At 40.3% G+C, this 22,535-nt stretch carries 16 protein-coding genes and 1 pseudogene; 3 read left to right on the plus strand and 14 right to left on the minus strand.

Translation table 11 applies throughout. The features are described from left to right. Positions 1–23: 23 nt before the first annotated feature. From alaS to cymR, 11 genes are all read right to left on the minus strand, one after another. Positions 24–2,660 carry an alanine--tRNA ligase gene (alaS, locus tag MKX49_RS15770; protein ID WP_161922358.1) on the minus strand — a complete coding sequence of 879 codons (2,637 nt, stop codon included), beginning with the start codon at positions 2,658–2,660 and terminating at the stop codon, positions 24–26. Positions 2,661–2,968: 308 nt separating this feature from the next. Then, positions 2,969–4,045 carry an AI-2E family transporter gene (locus MKX49_RS15775; RefSeq protein ID WP_340876956.1) on the minus strand — a complete coding sequence of 359 codons (1,077 nt, stop codon included), beginning with the start codon at positions 4,043–4,045 and terminating at the stop codon, positions 2,969–2,971. A gap of 226 nt (positions 4,046–4,271) precedes the next feature. Continuing rightward, positions 4,272–4,487 (minus strand): hypothetical protein, encoded by a 216-nt coding sequence (locus MKX49_RS15780; protein WP_034311361.1) that lies wholly within the window; start codon positions 4,485–4,487, stop codon positions 4,272–4,274. Then, on the minus strand, positions 4,477–4,935 hold the full coding sequence (locus MKX49_RS15785) for a PRC-barrel domain-containing protein (protein WP_063594210.1): 459 nt from the start codon (positions 4,933–4,935) through the stop codon (positions 4,477–4,479). The genes MKX49_RS15780 and MKX49_RS15785 overlap by 11 nt, the downstream gene beginning before the upstream one ends. A 138-nt stretch (positions 4,936–5,073) precedes the next feature. Next, positions 5,074–5,844, minus strand: a complete 771-nt coding sequence (locus MKX49_RS15790) for a TPM domain-containing protein (protein WP_072273254.1) — start codon at positions 5,842–5,844, stop codon at positions 5,074–5,076. Further along, positions 5,844–6,413, minus strand: coding sequence for a LemA family protein (locus MKX49_RS15795; RefSeq protein ID WP_372464783.1), 570 nt, complete (start codon positions 6,411–6,413; stop codon positions 5,844–5,846). The genes MKX49_RS15790 and MKX49_RS15795 overlap by 1 nt, the downstream gene beginning before the upstream one ends. Positions 6,414–6,492: 79 nt before the next feature. Next, complete coding sequence (recD2, locus tag MKX49_RS15800) at positions 6,493–8,898, minus strand: SF1B family DNA helicase RecD2 (protein WP_340876957.1); 2,406 nt, start codon at positions 8,896–8,898, stop codon at positions 6,493–6,495. A 36-nt stretch (positions 8,899–8,934) separates the two neighbouring features. After that, on the minus strand, positions 8,935–9,600 hold the full coding sequence (locus MKX49_RS15805) for a tetratricopeptide repeat protein (RefSeq protein WP_340876958.1): 666 nt from the start codon (positions 9,598–9,600) through the stop codon (positions 8,935–8,937). A gap of 121 nt (positions 9,601–9,721) precedes the next feature. Beyond that, entirely contained in the window at positions 9,722–10,837 is a 1,116-nt protein-coding gene (gene mnmA, locus MKX49_RS15810) for a tRNA 2-thiouridine(34) synthase MnmA (RefSeq protein ID WP_034308651.1), read from the minus strand. Between the two features lie 29 nt (positions 10,838–10,866). After that, on the minus strand, positions 10,867–12,012 hold the full coding sequence (locus MKX49_RS15815) for a cysteine desulfurase family protein (protein ID WP_340876959.1): 1,146 nt from the start codon (positions 12,010–12,012) through the stop codon (positions 10,867–10,869). A 60-nt stretch (positions 12,013–12,072) separates the two neighbouring features. Next, positions 12,073–12,492 (minus strand): cysteine metabolism transcriptional regulator CymR, encoded by a 420-nt coding sequence (gene cymR / locus MKX49_RS15820; protein WP_034308657.1) that lies wholly within the window; start codon positions 12,490–12,492, stop codon positions 12,073–12,075. A 325-nt stretch (positions 12,493–12,817) separates the two neighbouring features. On the opposite strand from cymR, the pseudogene MKX49_RS15825 reads away from it, so the two are divergent. Beyond that, positions 12,818–13,567: pseudogene (locus MKX49_RS15825) on the plus strand (AAA family ATPase); the annotation flags it as partial. A 522-nt stretch (positions 13,568–14,089) separates the two neighbouring features. After that, entirely contained in the window at positions 14,090–15,397 is a 1,308-nt protein-coding gene (locus tag MKX49_RS15830; protein WP_336864797.1) for a replication-associated recombination protein A, read from the plus strand. A gap of 509 nt (positions 15,398–15,906) precedes the next feature. Here MKX49_RS15830 and MKX49_RS15835 read toward each other — a convergent pair. Continuing rightward, positions 15,907–18,156, minus strand: coding sequence for an AAA family ATPase (locus tag MKX49_RS15835; RefSeq protein ID WP_340876960.1), 2,250 nt, complete (start codon positions 18,154–18,156; stop codon positions 15,907–15,909). Positions 18,157–18,684: 528 nt separating this feature from the next. Between MKX49_RS15835 and MKX49_RS15840 the strand changes: the two genes are divergently transcribed. Beyond that, a complete protein-coding gene (locus MKX49_RS15840; protein ID WP_336864801.1) occupies positions 18,685–19,092 on the plus strand; it encodes a hypothetical protein in 408 nt (135 codons plus the stop codon). Positions 19,093–19,312: 220 nt separating this feature from the next. On the opposite strand, the gene MKX49_RS15845 is transcribed toward MKX49_RS15840, so the two are convergent. Both MKX49_RS15845 and MKX49_RS15850 read right to left on the minus strand, forming a co-directional pair. After that, positions 19,313–20,041, minus strand: coding sequence for a DNA-methyltransferase (locus tag MKX49_RS15845; protein WP_336864803.1), 729 nt, complete (start codon positions 20,039–20,041; stop codon positions 19,313–19,315). A gap of 695 nt (positions 20,042–20,736) precedes the next feature. After that, positions 20,737–22,401 (minus strand): DUF262 domain-containing protein, encoded by a 1,665-nt coding sequence (locus tag MKX49_RS15850; protein ID WP_336864805.1) that lies wholly within the window; start codon positions 22,399–22,401, stop codon positions 20,737–20,739. Positions 22,402–22,535 lie beyond the last annotated feature (134 nt).

A 22,535-nucleotide genomic window follows, 5' to 3' on the forward strand; every position in this document is an offset into this window, starting at 1 on the left:
CATTGTACAACACTTTCCATTGATTATGAAATCGATAAGACCCATTCTTCAACAAAATTAAGTGCTGCGTCCAATTTTTCAGGGTCTTTTCCGCCGGCTTGGGCCATATCTGGACGTCCGCCACCGCCACCGCCGCAACGGGAAGCAACTTCTTTGACCAATTTACCAGCATGGAAACCGCGGTCGATGTAATCCTTGGTCACCCCGGCAATTAAATTGACTTTATCGCCTTGGGCAGAACCTAATACGATAATGACAGAATCGAGCTTTTGTTTCAAATCATCCGCCATGGCACGCAGATTATTCATGTCGGTAGCTTGAACCTTCGCCACCAATACTTGAACACCATTTACGTCTTTTACGTTAGAAACAAGGCTGCTTGCTTCAATATTACTTAATTTTGCAGTAAGGCTTTCATTTTCACGATGAAGATCCTTCACTTCAGCCAGTACCGTTTCAATTCTTGAAGGTACGTCTTTCAAGTTCGTTTTCAATTTAGCAGCCGCATCTTTCAGGACACCAATTTGATCGGTCATCAATTTGTACGCCCCGGCACCCGTTACCGCTTCTATACGGCGAGTCCCTGCACCGATGCCGCTTTCGGAAACGATTTTGAATAAGCCGATCACCGCTGTATTTGGAACGTGGACACCGCCGCAAAGTTCCAAGCTGTAATCGCCTATTTGAACGACACGTACAATCTTGCCGTATTTTTCGCCGAACAAGGCCATTGCGCCCATAGCCTTGGCTTCTTCGATGTTTTTATAGTCCGTATTCACTTGTAAGCTTTGCCAAATCTTTTCATTTACAATCGTTTCGATTTGTTCAATCTCTTCCGCCGTTATCTGGCCAAAATGAGAGAAATCGAAGCGAAGGCGCTCAGCCTGTACGAGTGAACCCGCTTGGTTGACATGTGTACCAAGCACATCTTTCAACGCTTGATGCAGAAGATGCGTCGCTGTATGGTTTTTCGTGATATGGATGCGATTTTCTTGATTTACCGCAGCAACGATATGGGAATCTGCTGTTAATGTGCCGGCAGTAACTGTTACACGGTGCAGATTTTGACCATTAGGAGCTTTTTGGACATCAAGGACATCGACCTTCACCGATTCACTGGCCATCGTTCCTATATCGGCTATTTGTCCGCCGCTTTCCGCGTAGAAAGGAGTCTTGTCCAATATCACTTGAACTTCTTCTCCTTCTTGTGCCTCCGTTACAAGCTCGCCATTTTGTATGATGGCAGCAACTTTGGCTTCGACAGCAACTTGATCATATCCGACAAATTCACTTTCAACTTTAATATCGCCCAATACCCCACCTTGAATTTGCATGGAATCAACATCTTGACGAGCTGAACGGGCACGTTCACGCTGAGCATCCATCTCTTTTTCAAATCCAGCTTGATCGACCGTCATGCCTTCTTCTTCTGCATATTCTTCCGTTAACTCAATCGGGAAGCCATATGTGTCATATAAACGGAATGCATCGCTGCCCGGAATGGTCGTATTGCCTTTTTCCTTTTCCTTTTTAATGACCTCAGAAAGGATGGACAGTCCATCATTCAGGGTTTCATGGAAGCGTTCCTCTTCATTTTTGATTACTTTTGCAATGAATTCTTTATTCTTGAGGACTTCAGGATAGAAGTCTTTCATGATTTCACCGACGACCGTCACAAGCTCGAACATGAATGGTCGGTTGATGTTGATTTGCTTAGCATATCGAACCGCTCTGCGAAGTAAACGGCGCAATACATAACCGCGGCCTTCGTTGGATGGAAGAGCCCCGTCACCTACTGCAAAGGCTACCGTACGAATATGGTCGGCAATGACTTTGAATGCCACATCTTTTTCTGTATCAACACCATATTTCACATCGGATATCTCTTCGACTGCGCGGATGATTGGCATGAATAAATCTGTATCATAGTTCGTCGCCACATCTTGAACGACGGAAGCCATACGTTCAAGGCCCATCCCTGTATCGATATTTTTCTTTGGAAGCGGTGTATAAGAACCGTCCGGATTATGGTTGAATTGAGAAAATACAAGATTCCATACTTCCAGATGACGTTCATTTTCCCCGCCCGGATATAGTTCCGGATCATTCGGATCATCGCCATATGCTGGTCCGCGGTCATAGAAAATCTCCGTATTCGGACCGCTTGGACCTTCCCCGATATCCCAGAAGTTTTCTTCCAGGCGAATGATCCTTTCAGCAGGAACACCGATTTTCTTATTCCAAAGTTCGAATGCTTCATCATCTTCAGGATGGATCGTCACAGCCAATTTATCTTTGTCGAACCCAATCCATTTTTCATCGGTCAAAAATTCCCATGCCCATGTGATGGCTTCTTCTTTGAAATATTCACCAATGGAGAAGTTTCCGAGCATTTCGAAAAACGTATGATGACGTGCCGTTTTCCCCACGTTTTCAATATCATTTGTTCGGATCGCCTTTTGAGCATTCGTAATCCTTGGATTTTCAGGAATCACCCGTCCATCAAAATATTTCTTTAACGTCGCCACCCCGGAATTGATCCAAAGCAATGATGGATCTTCATGAGGAACCAATGACGCACTCGGTTCGATGTTATGTCCTTTTTCACTAAAAAAGTCTAAATACATTTGGCGGATTTGAGCACCAGTTAAATACTTCATATATATCCTCCTTATAAAAATTATGTAATTTTGAGCACACAAAAAACCCCCATCCCAAAAACAGGGACGAGAGTTGACTCGCGGTACCACCCTGATTATGGACGCAGGAATTCATCCCAGGCCCATCACCTTCATAAAAGCCTTAACGCGGCGTGACGGCAGGTATTAGCTGCTCTCAGGACTAGCTTTCTGCTGCTCTTCACCTGGCAGTCCCTTTCAGCCTGGGGGACCCCTCTCTTTAGATGGACTTCAGCATACTTCATCCTTCAACGAATTATCTTATGTTATGGATTATATTCACAAGACTTTTATTTGTCAATAAGGGGCGGCTTCTTTCTAAAGTGAACGCGGGCATGAAGTACAAAAACTTTCAACACAGCCAAGATGGGAATCGAAAGGACCATGCCGACGATACCGCCTATTTCGCCTCCGGCCAATAATGCAAGCATGATGAACAGCGGATGCATATGAAGGCTTTTACCGACTATTAGCGGCGACAGGATATTTCCTTCAAGAAATTGAAGGACAAGCACGATGACCGCGATGATCAACACCATTTTTACTGACATTGTCGCGGCGATGACCACCGCAGGAATGGCCCCAATAATCGGTCCGAAATACGGAATGACATTCGTTATCCCGATTATCGCCCCCAAAAGAAGCGGATATTTCATTCCGGCTATCCAGAAGAGCAGTGAGGAAATCAAACCGATCACGACACAGACGATGATTTGTCCGCGGATATAGCCGCCAAGCGATGCATCGACGTCACGAACGAATGCCCGTCCCTGATTGCGCCATTTTTTCGGGGTCATATACCATGCCATTTTTTTTAAAACGGTGAAATCTTTGAGGATATAAAAAGCAATGAATGGAATCAACGCTATCAGGACGATGAAATCAATCATCTTCATTGCATACTCCATCGCCTTTTCAGGTATACGCTTCAGCCACCCTTCGAAAAGGGTGACACCCTCTTCGAATCTTTCATGAATTCCGAACGGCCAGGCCGCCGTTTGATGATTGAGCTTATCAATCCTGCCCCGGTACTGTTCAACCAGTTCCGGCACGCTTTCCGACAGCTCGCGAACCTGACTGACCATCACTGGAATCCCTTTATAAACGGCAAAACCGATCCCCCCGAAAAACAACAAATAGATGATCGTGATCGAAAGCCAGCGACGCATCCCTTTCTCATTTAAATATTCCACTACAGGGTGCAGCAAGTAACTGATGAACGCACCGATCAAAAAGGGCAGCAGCACCGTCACACATACAGTAACGGCAGGTCCCCACATGGGCTTAAGTTTCATAAAAATATAGATGACGAAAAATAAGAGCAATAAAAAACCCAGGCGATAAAACCACTTTAGCCGAATACTCACAATAAACACCCCCCGCTCATTTATTCTTCGAAAGGCGGAAGGTTTTCATACATAAAAAAGAGTGCCCTCATTATCAGGACACCCATTCCTGCTATAATAATGACTTTAATCTTTTGCGTATTTTCTTCATGTTCCGTTTGATCATCTTCGAGTTCATCAAGTCCGAACCCATATTCATTAGAGTATTGCGTGAACGTCTAGCCATTGCAAACACCTCTTCCGTTATTTACATACCGAAGCGGCGGTCATTTTCCTCAAACAAATCGTCCAATGAGCTTAAACTTCCATCTTCCTCGACTTGGTGCGTATTGATGAGCCCTTCGGACAGAGTCATTTCAATAAAGCAATTCCAACAATAATATTGATTTACGCCAATCTTCCCAACATCTTTACTGCGGCAATTCGGACATTTAATTTCCAAAATGGACACCTCACTGTTCATAAACTGAAACAATGATGGTGTCCTTCCCTAATGCAGGCGGCTGTTTTGATTCTATCACTGTCGACTCCGAGAAAAACCCATCCGTTGTTTCATACGCTATAATCGTGCCCATTTTTTCCTTGAAATATACATCCTGCAGTAAACCAAGTTCTTCGCCCATTTCTGAAAACAGCATGCGTCCCAATAATTCGTCCTTCGATAGGCAAATGGAATCCGCAGGCACTTTCCTTAAGGTTGAATCTTGCTGGCTGATGACGATCCCATCTGGACCGAATGAAGAAATATCGTCAAGTTTCAAATGAAAAGCTCTTTTGAACAATGCTTGCTGATGAACGACCAACCCCGTTACCTGTCCCATTTCAGAAATTGATAAATCGTGGACCGTGCCGATTCTATCTCCTTTGATTGTAAAAACCGGCATTCCTTTCAATAAAGAAAACGTCCGCAAGGTCATCCCGCCTTTCCGAACATTTTTATTATCTCTTTACTACTGAAAATAGATGTGCTGAAAGGTTTTCCATTGTTGGGCCAACACAGGGGCCATACATAAAAAAAAGACCGGTTTCCCGGTCAGATCCACCTGTTTTCACCAGCCCCTGCTGGCACCTCCGCCACCGGAACTTCCTCCGCCGCCGCCCCGTGGACCGCCGCTGCCGCCTCCACGGCCGCCGCCTCCGCGACTTATGAATATCAAAAGGATATTGATTAGCGTTTGAAGGAAAAACCCTTTAAAGAACTTGGCATCGAGGATGAAAACGATGATGACGACGATGATAATGAGGAAAATCTGTAAACCTGATGGCTGAAAGGTTTCTGACTCGGGCTGAACGGAGAGATCTTGATAAAACTCGTCACCTAGGTTGTATTCTTTCGTGACGTCATTATATACAGCCTTATAGGTCTCCGTCAGGGCAACATCATATTTACCCTCTTTCAGCGCGGGGATAGCCACATCATCCAAAATCTGTCCAGATTTTATATCGGTAATGGCCCCTTCCAAACCGTACCCCACTTCAATACGGATTTTCTGTTCTTCCATGGCCAGCACGATGAGGACTCCATTATTCAGCTCGGCATCACCAAGCTTGAATGATCTCAATGCCTCGACCGAGTACTCCTCGATCTCGGATCCTTCCATCGAATCAACCGTCAAAACGGAAATTTGTGCTTTTGTGGCATCATCCAATCGTTTCCCAAGTTCGATGAGTTCGGATTTTTCCTGATCATCCAGGACTCCGGCGAAGTCCTGAACATATATATCCCCAACTGGTTCAGGAATGTTAGGTTGTGCTGCGGCCACGTTTGCTAAACTGAACGTAAGAATGAAGAATAGCGCAAACACAGCGAGTTTTTTCATTATTTATCGCTCCCGAAATCAACCTTTGGCGTTTCTTTTTCTTGATCGGTCACTTCAAAATATGGTTTGGCATCGAACCCGAACGCTCCTGCCATCATATTCTTCGGAAAGCGTTTAATCATCTTATTATAGTTGGTAACTTCATCATTATAGTCTTTTCGTGCTACCGTCAGCCGATTTTCCGTTCCTTCCAAACTATCCATAAGACCCTTAAAGTTCTCATTGGCCTTTAAATCCGGATAGTTCTCGACAACAACCAAAAGACGGCTCAAGGCCCCGCTCAATTCTTGATCGGCTTCAATCGCATCTTCGGTCGAATTGGCACCTGCCAGCTTCGAGCGTGCATCACTCACCGCTTTAATGGCTTCCGTTTCATGCGAGGCATAACCCTTCACCGTTTCAACAAGATTCGGAATCAAATCCGCTCTTCGTTTTAATTGGTTATCCACCTGTGACCATTTATTATCGACGTCTTCACTGGCACTTACAAGTCCGTTGTAGGAAGATGCGCCATAAATGACCAGTAGAACGACAACGACTATCCCGATTATCCAACCTTTTTTCATCAAATCCCCCCTGCTCACATATAAGTTATATCCTTATTAGTTCCACCAAAACCATGAATTTTAAACAAATTTCAAAAAGAACCTACATAAAATCATATGGCGTGACATTCTCCATCCCGATCATCGGGTCAGCATGCATAAGAATATCAAGATAACTTGCCTCTTGATGTACCTCTCCCTTTTCAACCGGCATTTCTTCTTCACTCAATATCTCCCGCAGCTTTTCACGCAAAGTCGTTTTCCGGCGCATCTCATCATTACGCTCGATCCCTAAACGGAATGCATCTTCTTCACCACATAGGATTAAGAAATTTTTACTGCGGGTAATCGCCGTATACAATAAATTACGGCGGAGCATCCGGTAATAACTTTTCACTACAGGTAAAATGACGATGGGGAATTCGCTTCCCTGCGACTTATGGATGGAGCAGCAATAGGCATGTGTAATCTGGTTCAAATCCTGTTTCGTGTAAGTCACTTCGATGCCTTCGAACGATATGATCACTTTATCGACAGAATCGGTATTTTCTTTAGCGAACAATATGGACACGATTTCCCCCATATCGCCATTAAAGACACCCTCCTCTGGCTGGTTCACCAGTTGAAGCACCTTATCTCCGGTTCTATATATCACATCTCCGAATTTTATTTCCCGCCGCTTTTCATTCGCATTGCTATTGAACACTTCCTGAAGCATTTTATTCAGTGCATCAATTCCGGCAGGCCCTCTATACATGGGGGCCAGCACCTGTATATCTTTGGCCGTGAAGCCTTTCGTCCTGGCATTGGCAACCACTTTCTCGATTACTTGGGGGATTTGATTGGTTTGGCAGCGAATGAACGATCGATCTTCCTGCTGTTTCGTGACATCATCCGGAAGCCTTCCTTTTTTGACTTCATGGGCCAATTCAATGATCGATGACCCATCAGCTTGACGATATATATGTTCGAGACTGACAGTCGGTACACAATTCGATGCAAGCAAATCCTTTAAAACCTGCCCAGGGCCAACAGATGGAAGCTGATCCTCATCACCAACCAATATCACTTGGACATTTTCCGGCAGAGCTTTAAACAATTGATGGGCCAGCCACGTATCCACCATCGAAACCTCATCGATGATCACGATACGGCCATCCAGCTGATTATCCTCATCATGGGAAAAGCCTTCACTCCCGTTCCACCCCAGCAAACGGTGGATCGTAACTGCGGGGAGCCCCGTCGACTCGGCCATGCGTTTTGCTGCACGGCCAGTAGGAGCCGCAAGTACGAATGGAAACGGATCGCTTCCTTCTTTTTTATAATCGTTAATGTCCATGGATACACCATGCAGCTCTGCATATAGCTCAACGATCCCTTTGATGACTGTCGTCTTACCGGTACCCGGTCCGCCCGTCAAGATTAACATCGGTGATTGCAGGGCTGTCTGGATCGCTTCCTTTTGGGCCGGGGCATAGGAAACATCCAGCCGCTCTTCCAGCTCCCCAAGTGCCAGCAAGAACTCCGATTCGGGGAACTGGTCCTCATACTCGGTTTGAGCAAGCAGCCGCTTGATGTTCATCACGATTCCCTTTTCCGAATAGAAAAGCGAAGGCGGATAAATTCGTTGATCCTCGACAACTATTTTCCCCTCTTGCGTCAATTCGATTATTTCCGAGGAAATGTTGGTGAACTCAATGCGATCACGTTTATTTTCCTCCAGCAGCCGTTTGACCGCTTCCAATAGCTGCTCGGCTTCTATGTAGATATTTCCGTCCTGGAGGCATTGGGATTCAAGCGTATACAAGCACGCAGCCTTGATTCGGTCGGGGTGGCTGCCGGAAATGCCCAGCTGATGCCCAAGCTCATCCGCCCGTCCAAACCCAATCCCTTCAATATCCTCTACGAGCTTATACGGATTTCCCTGAACCATCGTGATCGTATCCTGCTTATACATTTGATAAATTTTCATCGACAGCTGCGGACCGAAGCCATATTGATTCAGGGCGATCATCACCTGCTCCAGACCTTGATGCTCGACTAATGTATCATAGAGGCCCTTTGCCTTTTCCCCTGATAGCTTCGGGATATCATCAAGCAGCGAAGGCTGAGCCAGAATTTTTGAAATGGCCTTTTCACCCAGTGTCTCAACAATGCTTTCGGCTGTTTTTTTCCCAATGCCCTTGAAAAGGTCACCTGATAAATAACTGACGATGCCTTCCTTGGATTGAGGCAAATCCTTGCGAAAATGCTCTACATGGAATTGAAGGCCAAAACGCGGATGTTCCTTCATGGCCCCATAAAAAATATAGATCTCATCTTCGTGCATCCTTGGAAAATAACCTGTTACGACCGCTTCCTTCTCTTCATAATTCAGATTCGTTTCATGCACACGAATTCTCACAACCGAGTACATATTTTCTTCATTATGAAAGATCGTCACTAAATGACTGCCTTTCATGAACTTTTTCTCTTCTGAAAACAAATCCAACGAATCTTGCTGGCTCAACGCTTCTCCCCACCTTTCCATGCATATGCTTTTTATTTACTCTGCATTCATTTCTTCCAACAGTTTCTTACCGTGCGCAGCAAGCATATGGTCAGGCTGTGCTTCCAAAGCCTTATCAAAATAATCCATCGCGGCTTTCGCATCCTCACGATACCCTGCAAACGCAACGCCTAAATTATAATAAGCATCCGCATGGCCCGGATCCTGTTCCACAACTTTATTCAGTTGATTGATCAATTCATCATACAATTCCGCATTAGCAAGACATAACGCATATTGAAATCTCGCATCAACATCCTCAGGGCTCAGCTCCACCGTTCTCTGCAGATAAGGCATCGCCAATTTCGGTTGATCCAATGCCATCAATGTCAATCCAAGCATGAAGTAAGCATCGCTGTTATCCAGTCCCAGACGGATGGCCTTTTCAAACATATCCTTCGCTTCGACCAGTTTAGAATCGGATTCATAATATAAGTTTCCTAATGAATAGTACGCCGCTGCTGCATTTTCATCCAACTCGATCGCCTTTTTGTAAAACTTGACCGCTTTATCCGTTTCACCCACGGCAGTCAATACATTCCCAAAGTTTATGTAAGCAACAGGCTCATTCGGATTTTCCTCGATCGCCTCATTAAAAACTTTCGCCGCTTCTTCGTATTTCCCTTGCTGCATAAATTCAATACCTTGTTGATTCTTATCCATATCCATTCACACTCCATTTTTATATTAAAAAGTATAGCATAAGCCAGTGGTCGAATTCAGGCGGTCACCCGCAATCCAAAAGAAGTCCCCAACCGCAAACACAGCTGGGGACATGCTTATTTTACCCTACGTAAGTCAGTTTTTCACCTTTTTTAAATACTTCATCAATCGTACCGCCGCCAAGGCACACTTCACCATCATAGAATACGACTGCTTGTCCAGGTGTGATCGCGCGGACTGGCTCGTCAAAGATGACTTCGACATCACCATTGTCCAAGACCTTCACCTTAACACCGCTATCGTCTTGACGGTACCTGAATTTTGCCGTGCATGTAAATTCATCAGCAGGCGCATGTTCCGCTACCCAGCTGACATTCACTGCACGAAGGGAATTGGAATACAGCACATCATTATCAAAGCCTTGACACACATACAGTACATTGCGCTTCAAGTCTTTTCCCGCAACAAACCAAGGATCGCCGCTGCCGCCAATTCCCAGACCGTGACGCTGACCGATCGTGTAATACATCAATCCGTCATGCTTGCCCATAACCTTGCCATCCATCGTGACCATATCACCGGGCTGAGCTGGGAGGTAATTGCTTAAAAACTCTTTGAAATTGCGTTCACCGATAAAACAGATCCCTGTAGAATCTTTTTTCGTTGCCGTGGCAAGACCCGCTTCTTTCGCAATTTCACGGACTTCCTTCTTATCAATATGTCCAAGCGGAAACATGACTTTTTCCAACTGTTCTTGAGTAAGCTGGTTCAAGAAGTACGTTTGATCTTTATTATTATCGACACCGCGCAGCATTTTGTATTCGCCATCCCGGTATTCAACCTGTGCGTAATGACCTGTAGCCACATAGTCGGCACCAAGGCTTACCGCATGTTCAAGAAAAGCCTTGAACTTGATTTCCTTATTGCACATTACATCCGGATTCGGGGTACGGCCCGCTTTATACTCATCCAAGAAATAAGTGAAAACTTTATCCCAATACTGCTTTTCAAAATTGACTGCATAATAAGGGATGCCGATTTGATTACAAACGGCAATTACATCATTGTAATCTTCCGTTGCCGTACAGACTCCGTTTTCATCTGTATCATCCCAGTTCTTCATGAAAATCCCGACCACATCATAGCCTTGATTCTTCAATAGCAGGGCTGACACAGAAGAATCCACGCCTCCTGACATACCTACGACGACGCGGGTGTCCTGTGGTGCTTTTCTCATTCTGTCACCTCATTTATTTAAAGTAAGAATTATCTTCTCACTAATCTATTAACGATTTTAACGGTGGTTTCAGCCGCCTGCCTTACTTCCTCTTCCGTGTTGTTCAAACCGAAGCTGAAACGAATCGAATTCTTCGTCCGCTCCGAATCTTTCCCGAACATCGCCACAAGCACATGCGACGGATCGATTGACCCGGCAGTACAAGCGGACCCGCTCGATACAGCAACACCTGCCAAGTCCATATTTACGAGCATCGATTCCACATTCGTACCCGGAAAACTGACATTCAGCAAATGCGGCAGCGACTGTTCCATGGATCCGTTAATTTCATATTGTACATCCGCCTCATCAAAGACGGCAAGCAATACGTCTTTGAATCGCTTGTATTGCTCCTTTTTCTTTTCCATCGTGCTCTGTGCAATTAAAACAGCTTCTGAAAAACCGGCAATTGCCGGTACACTCTCCGTACCAGCACGGCGCTTGCGTTCTTGTTCCCCGCCATATAAATGCGGATTCAGCTTCAATCCTTCACGAATATAAAGAAAGCCTATTCCCTTGGGACCGTTGATTTTATGCGCGGATACACTCAGCAAATCCACACCCAACTCACGAACGTCGATAGAGATCAAACCATATGCCTGAACCGCATCCGTATGGAAAATGGCTGGATGACCCTTGAGCACCTGCCCTACTTCAGCAATCGGCTGGATCGTACCCACCTCATTATTGCCGAACATGACCGAAACCAAAATCGTGTCATCCCTCAATGCCGCCTTTAAATCGGCAATCGAAATAAGCCCCGCCTCATTCACAGGTAAATATGTGACCTCAAAGCCAGACTTCTCAAGGTATTGGCAAGTGTGCAAGACCGCATGATGCTCAATCTCCGTCGTAATGATGTGCTTCCCTTGTTCTTTATAAGCATTCGCAACACCAATGATCGCCGTATTATCAGCCTCGGTTCCGCCGCTCGTGAAAATGATTTCATTCCGCCCAGCACCGATGCTCGCTGCAATACTCGAACGCGCCTCATCCAAAACATGCCGCGCCTCCCGTCCGAAAGCATGAATGCTCGACGGATTTCCGAAATCATTGCTCATGACCCTCATCATCGTATCGATCACATTCGGATGCATCGGTGAAGTCGCAGCATGATCTAAATATATTCTGTCCACTTTTTTGTCGCCTCCATTAAAAAACGCAAGCGCCTACATAATAGGCGCATTGCTGATCAATTAAATATAGTACATATAAGAATCGATTTCACCCGTATCCTTGTAGCTCGCCAAATCCATAAGCGTCGTATTATCCAATACATCCTTCACGGCATCGCGAATCCTGATCCAAAGCTGACGCTTCACCGGCTCTTCATCCTCGATTCCCTCAACAGGCGTAATCGGCCCTTCCAATACACGAATGACATCACCTGAAGTAATCTCCTGAGGATCTTTAGACAGGACATACCCGCCATACGCACCGCGGACACTCTTCACCAACCCCGCATTACGAAGCGGCGCAATCAACTGCTCCAAATAATGCTCCGACAAATTATGCGTCTGGGCAATCGATTTCAAACTCTTCGGGCCTTCTCCATAATGTTTAGCAAGCTCGATCATGATCGTCAAACCATAACGGCCTTTAGTAGATATCTTCATACATATACACCTCAAATTATTTATCCGTTTCTAAATTCTTTTGAAATTATAGCATATTCCCGCCGGAAATGCATTCACCCGCCCTTCCTTTGTCAAATTATCCTAATTGGAGAGATAGGAAAAGTGAAAATAAAGAATGAAATGTAAACCGATCGAGGGGCTAGATCGAATTATTCGCTCGTGAGGCTAGATCGATTGATAACCATACAGCACACATTAAATCCCCAAAAAGACTGCATAAATAGGAAATCACCCTCCTTTATAGCATAATCAGCGCATTTCCCCCATCAGTTGTGATACCTTATATAAAAAGGAGAGGTGCGCAATGAATATTAAACCGCTTGCTTTCCGGATGCGGCCTCGATCGATTGATGAGATCATCGGGCAGGAGCATCTGGTCGGTGAAGGAAAAATTATCGCAAGGATGGTCAAAGCCAAGCAGCTTTCTTCCATGATCCTGTATGGTCCCCCGGGAATTGGCAAAACATCGATCGCAAGTGCGATCGCCGGAAGCACAAAGTTTGCGTTCCGGACACTGAACGCAGTGACCAATAATAAAAAGGATATGGAAATCGTGGCAGCCGAAGCTAAAATGTCCGGTAAAGTGATTCTGCTGCTTGATGAGGTTCATCGGCTCGATAAGGCGAAGCAGGATTTCCTATTGCCTTATCTTGAAAACGGGATGATCACCCTGATCGGTGCAACGACCAGCAATCCCTATCATGCCATCAATCCGGCCATCAGAAGCCGGTGCCAGATTTTCGAGCTCAAATCATTGGTAACCGATGATATAACCAAAGCGCTGGAACGGGCACTTCATGATGAAGAGCGGGGACTTGGTGCATATAAAACCGAGGTCAGCTTTGATGCCCTAACCCATTTCGCGACTGCTTCGAACGGGGATGTCCGCAGTGCCCTTAACGCACTTGAGCTCGCCGTCATTTCCACAGAACCCGATGAGTCCGGAACCATTCATATAGATCTGCAAATTGCCGAGGAATGCATGCAGAAAAAAAGCTTCTCGCATGACAAGGATGGAGATGCCCATTATGATGTTCTGTCCGCTTTCCAAAAAGTATATGTACATTTTTATATGAGATTTAATAACAAATTCAATATTACCAAAGGGAATATATATTTTCCTCACTGAAAATATATTGTTTTTGAGATTAATTATACTAATAATTAGGATTATAAACACTACAACACCTAAGTGTTCTTTTTAAGTTAAAATAATAAAAAGACTTCTACACTTCCTCAACCATTCGCATTTAAATAAAAAAATTACCTTCTTGGTTTATCTTATTATGACTAAGATTGTTACATAACCCTCTCTTGAATTCATTATTGACAAATTTCTGATTTTCTTAACAATAAAACCAAACACTATTAAAAATCACTAATAGACCGGAATTCATATTGCATATATTGTATTTGGCCCTAATCTAATTCTTGATATGTCTAAATTTCTTAAGGTATATTTACTTCGCGAGGATGTAGTTGTTACCCATACATTTAGTTTTTTGTTTTTTCAAGGATTTCCGTATGTAAGTTATAATAATGTATAAGTTTTAAATGAAGGAGGAAATACTTTAGAATGGACCTATTCGATATACAAAAAGAGAATAATATGCCCCTTTCATATAAAATGAGACCACGAACTATTAATGAAATAGCTGGGCAAAAACATATAATTGGAAAAGATACTGCTTTATATAAAATGATTGTTAACGGTTTTGTTCCTTCTACTTTACTTTATGGACCGCCAGGGGTAGGAAAAACCTCAATAGCTAAAGCGATAGCCGGAACAGTTAACATACCTTTTATATCAATTAATGCTACAACTGCTGGTAAAAAGGATATGGAAAACGCAGTTGAGCAAGCAAAAATAGAAGGTAAACTAATCTTATTTATTGATGAAGTTCACAGATTTAATAAGGCTCAACAAGACTACCTTTTACCACATGTAGAAAAAGGATTAATTACCTTGATTGGAGCTACCACGGAAAATCCTTTCCATGATGTAAATCCTGCTATTCGGAGTCGGTGTGGACAAATTAAGGAACTTAAAGCGTTAAATCCTAGAGATATTAAAGAATTGCTTTCCCGTGCTTTATCTGATGATGAAAGAGGACTTGGAAAGCAAGATATTAACATATCGGACGAAGCAATTGAAATTATTTCAACTTCAACCAATGGCGATGCTCGTTCAGCTTTAAATGTTCTTGAAGAAGTTGTATATGCGTCGCAAGTTAATGAAGATAACAGTATAGTCGTAGAAATAGATTTAGTTAAGGAATGTGTACAAAACAAGGGGTTCTCTCATGATAAGCGTGGGGATATTTTATATTCTTTACTCTCTTCGCTACAAAAATCAATTAGGGGAAGTGATACTACGGCAGCTTTGCACTATCTAGCTCGTCTAATTGAAGGAGGGGACCTAATTTCAATTTGCCGTAGATTAATAGTAATTGCATATGAAGATATTTCACTAGCAGCTCCGGAAGTGGGTGTAAGAACTGTTGCTGCGGTAGATGCAGTAGAAAGGCTTGGTCTTCCCGAGGCTCGTATTCCACTTGCTAATATTGTTATCGAACAATGCTTATCTCCAAAAACAAATAGTGCTTATAAAGCCCTTGATTTAGCCCTAGAAGATGTAAGAAATGGAACATATGGAGAAATACCATTGCATTTAAGGGATGCTCACTATAAGGGGGCTGCTGTCTTGGGGCATGGCCATGGATATAAATATCCTCATGATTATCCCAAGTCATGGGTTAATCAGCAATATTTACCTGACGAATTGTTAAGCAGAAAGTATTACCACCCAAAACAAAATGGACAAGAAAAACATTTTCAGAAAGTATACGAAAGACTAGAACAGCTAAAAGGGAATAAAGAGTGATATTTCAAAAATTCTAAATAGCACATTAAATCTGGAATATATATATAGAAGCATTTTTGCAATTTGAGAAATGGAAATTTATTGTTTTTTTTTGATAGACAGAAAAAGGGCCACTTCTTATTAGAAAGTGGTCCTTATACATTTATTTATTGAATCATTCTCGAATCTTAATAACTTTAACATTGTAAGACAGTTAGAATGGCAATTCCTCGAAGGGAGAAAAGATGGATTCTTTGAAGTTTTTGGATTAAACCTCCTCCAGGTCTTCAATATACTTATTTATTTCTTGTCCTCCTCCAAATATTATTCTTCTCCATCCCATCTACGGCCTTTTATTAATGGATTGGTACGGAAGATCAATTACGTAAACCACAACTTCTTGGAATCTTTCCATTTTGGTCACCTGTTAGTTGGGTATTATCCGACGGGTAAAACGGTAAAAAATATATCTGTGATATTCTTACCAGTTTTTCTTTATTTTTATCAAATTTATCAAAGTCCAATGATCTTTATTTATAAGAAAAGTGATGTTTCGTTAAAATAAGTTCATCTCTCCAGATGGCCTCATAAGCAGCTTGATTCACTATGTGTTCTGCCTCTGCTCCGGTTTTCACCCTACTTCCAATAGTGTCAATCAAAGATGCGTCATATTCAAATCCTGATTTCTTTAAATAATAACTAACCAATTCTTTAGCTTCAATAAGATTAGCAATCGAGACAGTTATATGGATATCAAATCTCCCAGGTCTTAGAACGGCTTCGTCAAGAATGTCTAAATAATTTGTTGTTCCTACCACTAAGACATCAGTTAATGCATCAAATCCATCCATTTGTGACAATAGTTCATTTACTAAATCATTTCCCCCTTTATTTTTCAAACGACTAGGGGCTATTGCATCTATCTCATCGATTATAATCATAGCAGGGGCAAGTTCTCTCGCTTTTTCAAAGTATTTTTTAAGGTTGCCTGCAGAATCACCTTGATATTTGGATAATACATCGGAACCTTTGAGAGAAATAACATTCATACCGAGTTCAGTGGCTAATGCTTTAGCAAGGTATGTTTTTCCAGTACCTGAAGGACCGCTAAATAAAATCCCTTTCGTTTTCCTGATGTTTCTATAAAGGTTTGCAGAACGCCATGGTTTAATTACCTTTTTCTCAAGTTCCTCTTTTACTCGGTAACAGCCAATTACATGATTCCAATTAACAGTTGGAGTATATGCCAACACTTCACGACCGGCAGTAGGAACAATTTGCTTTTTAGCCTGTTTGAAATCTTCTAAATTTACTTTCATATCATTCAAAGCTTTAGTCTCTAGGTTCCCGTCAAGTAATTGTCTTCTTAAAGATTGTAAAGCGGCCTCCTTACAAAGAGCTGTTATATCTGCTCCAACGTAACCATGTAAAGTAGACGATATATCTGTTAAATTCACTGACATATCCAACGGCATTTTTTTAGTATGCACATCCAGTATTTTCTTTCGGCCTTCTTCACTTGGAGGGCCAATATAAATCTCTGTATCAAGTCTACCGGGCCTCCGAAGAGCTGGGTCTAAACTGTTTGGACGATTTGTCGCTGCCATAACAATAACTTGGTCACGTGATTCCATTCCATCCATTAAGGTTAAAAGTTGAGTAACTATCTTGCTGTAATGAGAATTTGTTGAATCCTCGGTTCTTTTTGAACCAATGGCATCAATCTCATCAAAAAAGATAATGCTTGGTTGTTGTTTTTTTGCTGTTTCAAAGATATCTCTTAATTTTCGCTCAGATTCTCCAAACCATTTATCAAAAATTCCAGGACCACTTACCTTAAAAAAATTCATTTTAGACTCATTCGCTACTGCTTTTGCTAATAAAGTTTTTCCTGTTCCAGGTGGACCAAACAACAAGATTCCTTTATAAGGAGTAATACCATAATGTTCAAAAAGTTCTGGATGTGTTATTGGGAGTTCTACACTTTCACGAATCCGCCGGATTTCTTCTTCTAAACCACCAATATCCTCAAAATTAATATTTGTTTCAACCGGTGCTATTTCTTCTTCTTCATCTTGTTTATAATTAAAAGATAGTGGCTGTTTAGAATCTTGTAAAGCTTCATATTCTGCTTTTGTACGAAGTTTAGGAGGTGTTGATTCTTTATCAACTACATATTCCTCTTGATCTACCAAGTTAATATTATTAGGCAATGTATTTATTAAGTCATCTATCCGATCAATTGAAAAATGTGGACATATTGAAATTCTTTTTTGATCAGCCTCATTATTTAATAAGGTTTTTATAGCTTCTTTATCTATGGTAAAAGTTTTATAATCCTCATCAAATGTTCCATAATGATACCAAACAGTATCTTCTCTATAATATGATCTACCCGTGATATCTGGATAGCGTACAACACTATTTAATTGGTTACATGCAAAATATTTTTCGTTTTTCCCTTCATCATGCCCTTCACAGTACCGATTTGGTAAGAGCGACCGTTCTAGATTTTTTGCACATTCCATGACTCTTCGAATCTCAAAAAAATGAATTCCTACAGCCAGTTCATCTTGGATATACATTTCAGTACTCTTCCAATTTCCAACAGTATTCCAAAGTTTCTCTGCCTTTACGTAATTTTCGTAAGAGTAAATAGCCTTATGTATAACAAACTTTCCTTCATCACTTTCTGTATAGTTGTCAGCACTTCTTTTAGCCTGTCTGATTGCCATGGGATAATTTTGTGAATTACTTTTCCCGAACAAAATTGTGATCATAATTTTAATATCCCTTCTCTCTTAATTTAACTACCCCAAGTTTAACCTATTATTCAGATCACACCTATAAAAAACAAATAATTCAAATGTTGAGTATTCTATCTGAGCTCCTTAAGAAAAAGAGTTGATCATCACAGATTTATACACCGGTAGTTATTGAAATTGCATTTTTATATTTTTTTTCAAAAAAGGCATTCGTTTTGATGATTTTATGATACTTTCCATCTAAGTTTTCAACCTTACTAACCAAACTATTGATATATTAACTTATACAAAGTTTTATTTTTATCCCAATTTAGTATAATATAAGATATATAAATTACAGGAAATAAAGTTAATATTTGGTGTGGTGACATATCCCTGATCAAGATAAGACTCTCCAGAACGAAGTTCTAAACCTTATAGGAGAAATACTTATGCGAAAGACGCAAAATTGCTCTTAAACCATTTCAATTTAAACTATAAGTATTAGAAATGTTGAGCGGAATTTTTGAAAGACATATTTTTTAATGGAAGGAGAAAAATAAAATGAGCAAAGATATTGTTTCATTTCAACCAAAGGAATTAAATTGCATTAGGCTTCCATATGATATCGAACTTGATTATTTAATAGGGAAACCAACTAAATTTGAAATGCCTGTGCTTGGTGGCTTATGCGATGAAACAGTTCGAATTTTCACTTTCAAGATAAAAGATAATGAAAACTCACTAGTTGAAATCATATTTGACGAACAAAACAAAAGCTTTTGCAGTATTGATTTCTATTTTCCTGGCATTGAAAGATTAAGTGATGAGGCCTATTGGAAATTAAAGAATAGAATAAAAAAGGAAGAATTATCCATCATTAAACAAGCTCTTATGATTTTGAAGAGAATTAAAAGAACTAGAGTATATTGTAATTCATTAGAAAAATCATTAAAAAATATAATACGGTAACTTGAATGGATGCCTAAAGTCCATTTGAGTATTAAGAATACAATAGGAGAAGGATAGTTAGTCTTTCTGCTTTCCTTACCCCTTGTTCGCAGATATTCCTCACTCAAAATCAAGAAAGACATCGTTTTACGATGCCCCTTCCCGGTGCTATACAGTTTTGTCCCTAAGACAGTATGATAGACACTCATTTTATAATAGGTTTCAACTGCAACAACATCATTTACCTTACGATATTTTTTTTCAAAGCATTTGAAGCTTGGTTAAAGTAGGTATTATCTAATTCGAAACCAATAAAGTTCCGATTTAGATTTATAGCAGCCTGACCTGTTGATCCTGAACCCATAAAACAATCTAATACTGTTTCACCTTCATTGGTATGAGTTGCAATGATTTTTTCGAGAACAGGAACTGGCTTTTGACAAGGATGAAATCTCACTTTTCCGCTAACTATAGGTGATTCATAAGAAGCCTTATCATAATAAGAATTAAATGTTCTTTTTTTCCCTTTAGTATAGGAAATAAAATACTCTCTTGAATTTGACAAATAATTTACTTTCGCATTTATTGGGACCGGATTGGTTTTTTCCCAAATCCCTATTCTTTGTTGTTTCAACTTCAGATTTTCCGCAACTTTTGATATATCACTCATTTTAAAAATATCGTAAAAAATGACCATTGTTCCGCCTGGAACTAGAACTCTTTTAAATTCTTGTAAAAGAGAAAACCAATTTACACTATTCTCTTTTAAATCCCATACACCAAATTCCATTGAAATAGAACCATATTTTTTTTGGTCACCACCGCCACTTTTAAAATTCGTCTTTCTAGATATAAAATATGGCGGATCCGTACAGATTAAATGAACTGAATTACTATCAATCTTTTTAATTTCATTAATGGCGTCACCATTTATTAAATTCAATTTTCTTGCTGATCTATGTACAGTCACTTTATTTATCCCCAATCTGATTTAATTCTCTTAGTTAACTAAGGTGTTTGAATTAAATTCGATATGCCTAATAAAAAACAAGGGGATACATAAACTTCTTTAATAAATTAATTATCTCTTCTCAAAACCTCAGCCTTTGAAGGGCGTTTTTTAGGTTTTTAACTTTTATCCCGTTAAAAAAGCTACCAATGATGGCAGCTTACTTATAGGAGTGCACCTAGGGAAAAAGGTATGACTGCAATTTACTTTGATAATGCAGTTATATCTCCCCTTTACTGACGAAAAGTAATTATTTTTCCTTTTCCTCACCTCTATATTTCTACTTCTTCTTGAAAACACGTATAACATTCTAAGTAAAATCTTTTTTCATCGTTTCACTAGAAAATGTTTAACACATTAACTTAAAAATAAGTGGGTATACGACGAAGAAATCCTGAGATATAATCTTCAACTAAAGAATTGAACGAAACATTCCATAAGCACCCTAAATAAAAAACTCTCCGATTTTCACTAAAGAGTTTTTTTTCAAATATTAACAATGTACAGAACGAGCGTGTACATAGCTATGCCAAGCGATTAAATGGCATAACTTGGATTCACTACCGTGCCCCGCAACTTAAATTATTAATTACCACAATAGTCTAGTAACTATTGCGCTAAAGAAAGACCTGTGAAAGAAATTTTTTTGAATTCTTTTATACTAAATTTTTAAAACTCCATATTTGCTTTGCAATATCTGCGAGGTATTTACTTCTGTTTATGATTTCATCAAAATCCCACTTCTTTTTCTTACATAGTTCTTTTGTTAATAGAATATTGGACTGACCATATCTCTGTTTTTTTTCTTCAAATGGATTATTTGAAGCCCCAATATTCAATTCACTTCCCAAAAGAGTTAGGTTACCAATACGATTAACAAATAGTTGATGCTCAGAAGCTCTTGATCCTAGCTCCTTTTCCCAGGTGCTAACAATTACTTTGGATCTTTTTCGCAATTCCCTAGGCATTATATGTTCTATATGAACATCAGTTCTCGAACTAATCATTTTCTCCTTTGTATTGTTTGTTAAAGCATTTTCAATCATTTCCAAGATATATTTTGTCTGTGGGGACCTTGTAAAGTCTCTACTTTGGAAACTCAAATAGAACTCGGTATCACTCGGGGTCCGCTTTTGTAAGTACCCAATTATATAGTTTATGGGATCTTCTTTATCAAATGCTTCCAAAGACAGGTGATTATAAATCCTGTCAATATCCCTAGTAGAAATGTTGCATATACTTCTTCTAAGGGTGAACACTTCAATAGCTTTTAGAATTTTTAATAATTGCTCATTCTTAAGTTCCATCGAAACGCATTTTATTAGCAATGGATAGCAAGTTGTAGCCTCAATACGAACTAAGGTATTTAATCTTTCATCAACTCTTTTTACACCTAAAATTCCATTGTACAACTTTACGTACACTTCCGATTTAAGCCATATATCCTCAACAAGATTTAAAATATCGTCTGTATTATCAATGAGTTTTTGAAATCTGGAATACAATTTTGGAATAGGGACTATACCGTATTCAATTGAGAATAAATAGTGCCTAAAAAATCGGACCTTATCATGCCGGACAGATTCTATTTCTTCTATATTCTCAATAATTCTATCCCATATCTCTATACATTCTTCCAACATAGATTCATTAGAAGCGATCGTACTTAGAAGGTAGTTTTTTATTAAATCCACTGAAGAAAGAGACAATCCTCGATTATTTAGTGTTTCAAACAGCCTAAATGCATCGTAGTAGGAATCCGTTACCATTAAAACAAGATCAAATGACTCCAATAATCTCGTATACACATTCTGCCACTGTATACCTTTTTCTTGAAGTTTTTCTTTAAAAAAGAAATATGCTTGAATTATTTTTTCTGATTTAGCCTCGTCTTTTGTTACCCGTTTCTCCACTAATCTTTTGAATACCTTATTGTCTTTTCTACCCAGAATGAGTTTAGCTTCTTGGTCATCTATTGTTGAACTCTTTAAAAAATAGTTATTTATATATCCAGCTCGGTCTTTGTCTATTTCCTCCGCAAAATCTCTGATGGCTGTCAGTGCTATTAAGGCAGTAGTAATGCGTTGCTGACCATCGACTACTTCAAAAAAACTAAACCCTTTTTTGCGTTCCGAACCAATGGTAATAACAAAACCAAGAAAATGCGTTTCTTCTCCTTCAAGCTTAATCAAATCCTCCCATAAATCATTCCATTGATCCTTTCCCCAATTATAGGTTCTTTGATAAAGTGGTATCCGGTAAACCTCATTAACACTTCCGAGCATTTTACCAATACTTAATCTCTTTGTATCAATTGACATATTTCCCTCACTCCTAAAGTTGGAACAAATAACAATAAATACATTATGTGCATAAACGCACATTTTTAAACATATTTTGAGCGTTTGCGCTTTTTTTATTTTTTTTCGAAAAATTTTTGTTATGATTATTCCAA

Origin of the sequence: Peribacillus sp. FSL M8-0224 (assembly GCF_038003055.1) — a bacterium.
GTDB classification, from domain to species: domain Bacteria; phylum Bacillota; class Bacilli; order Bacillales; family DSM-1321; genus Peribacillus; species Peribacillus frigoritolerans.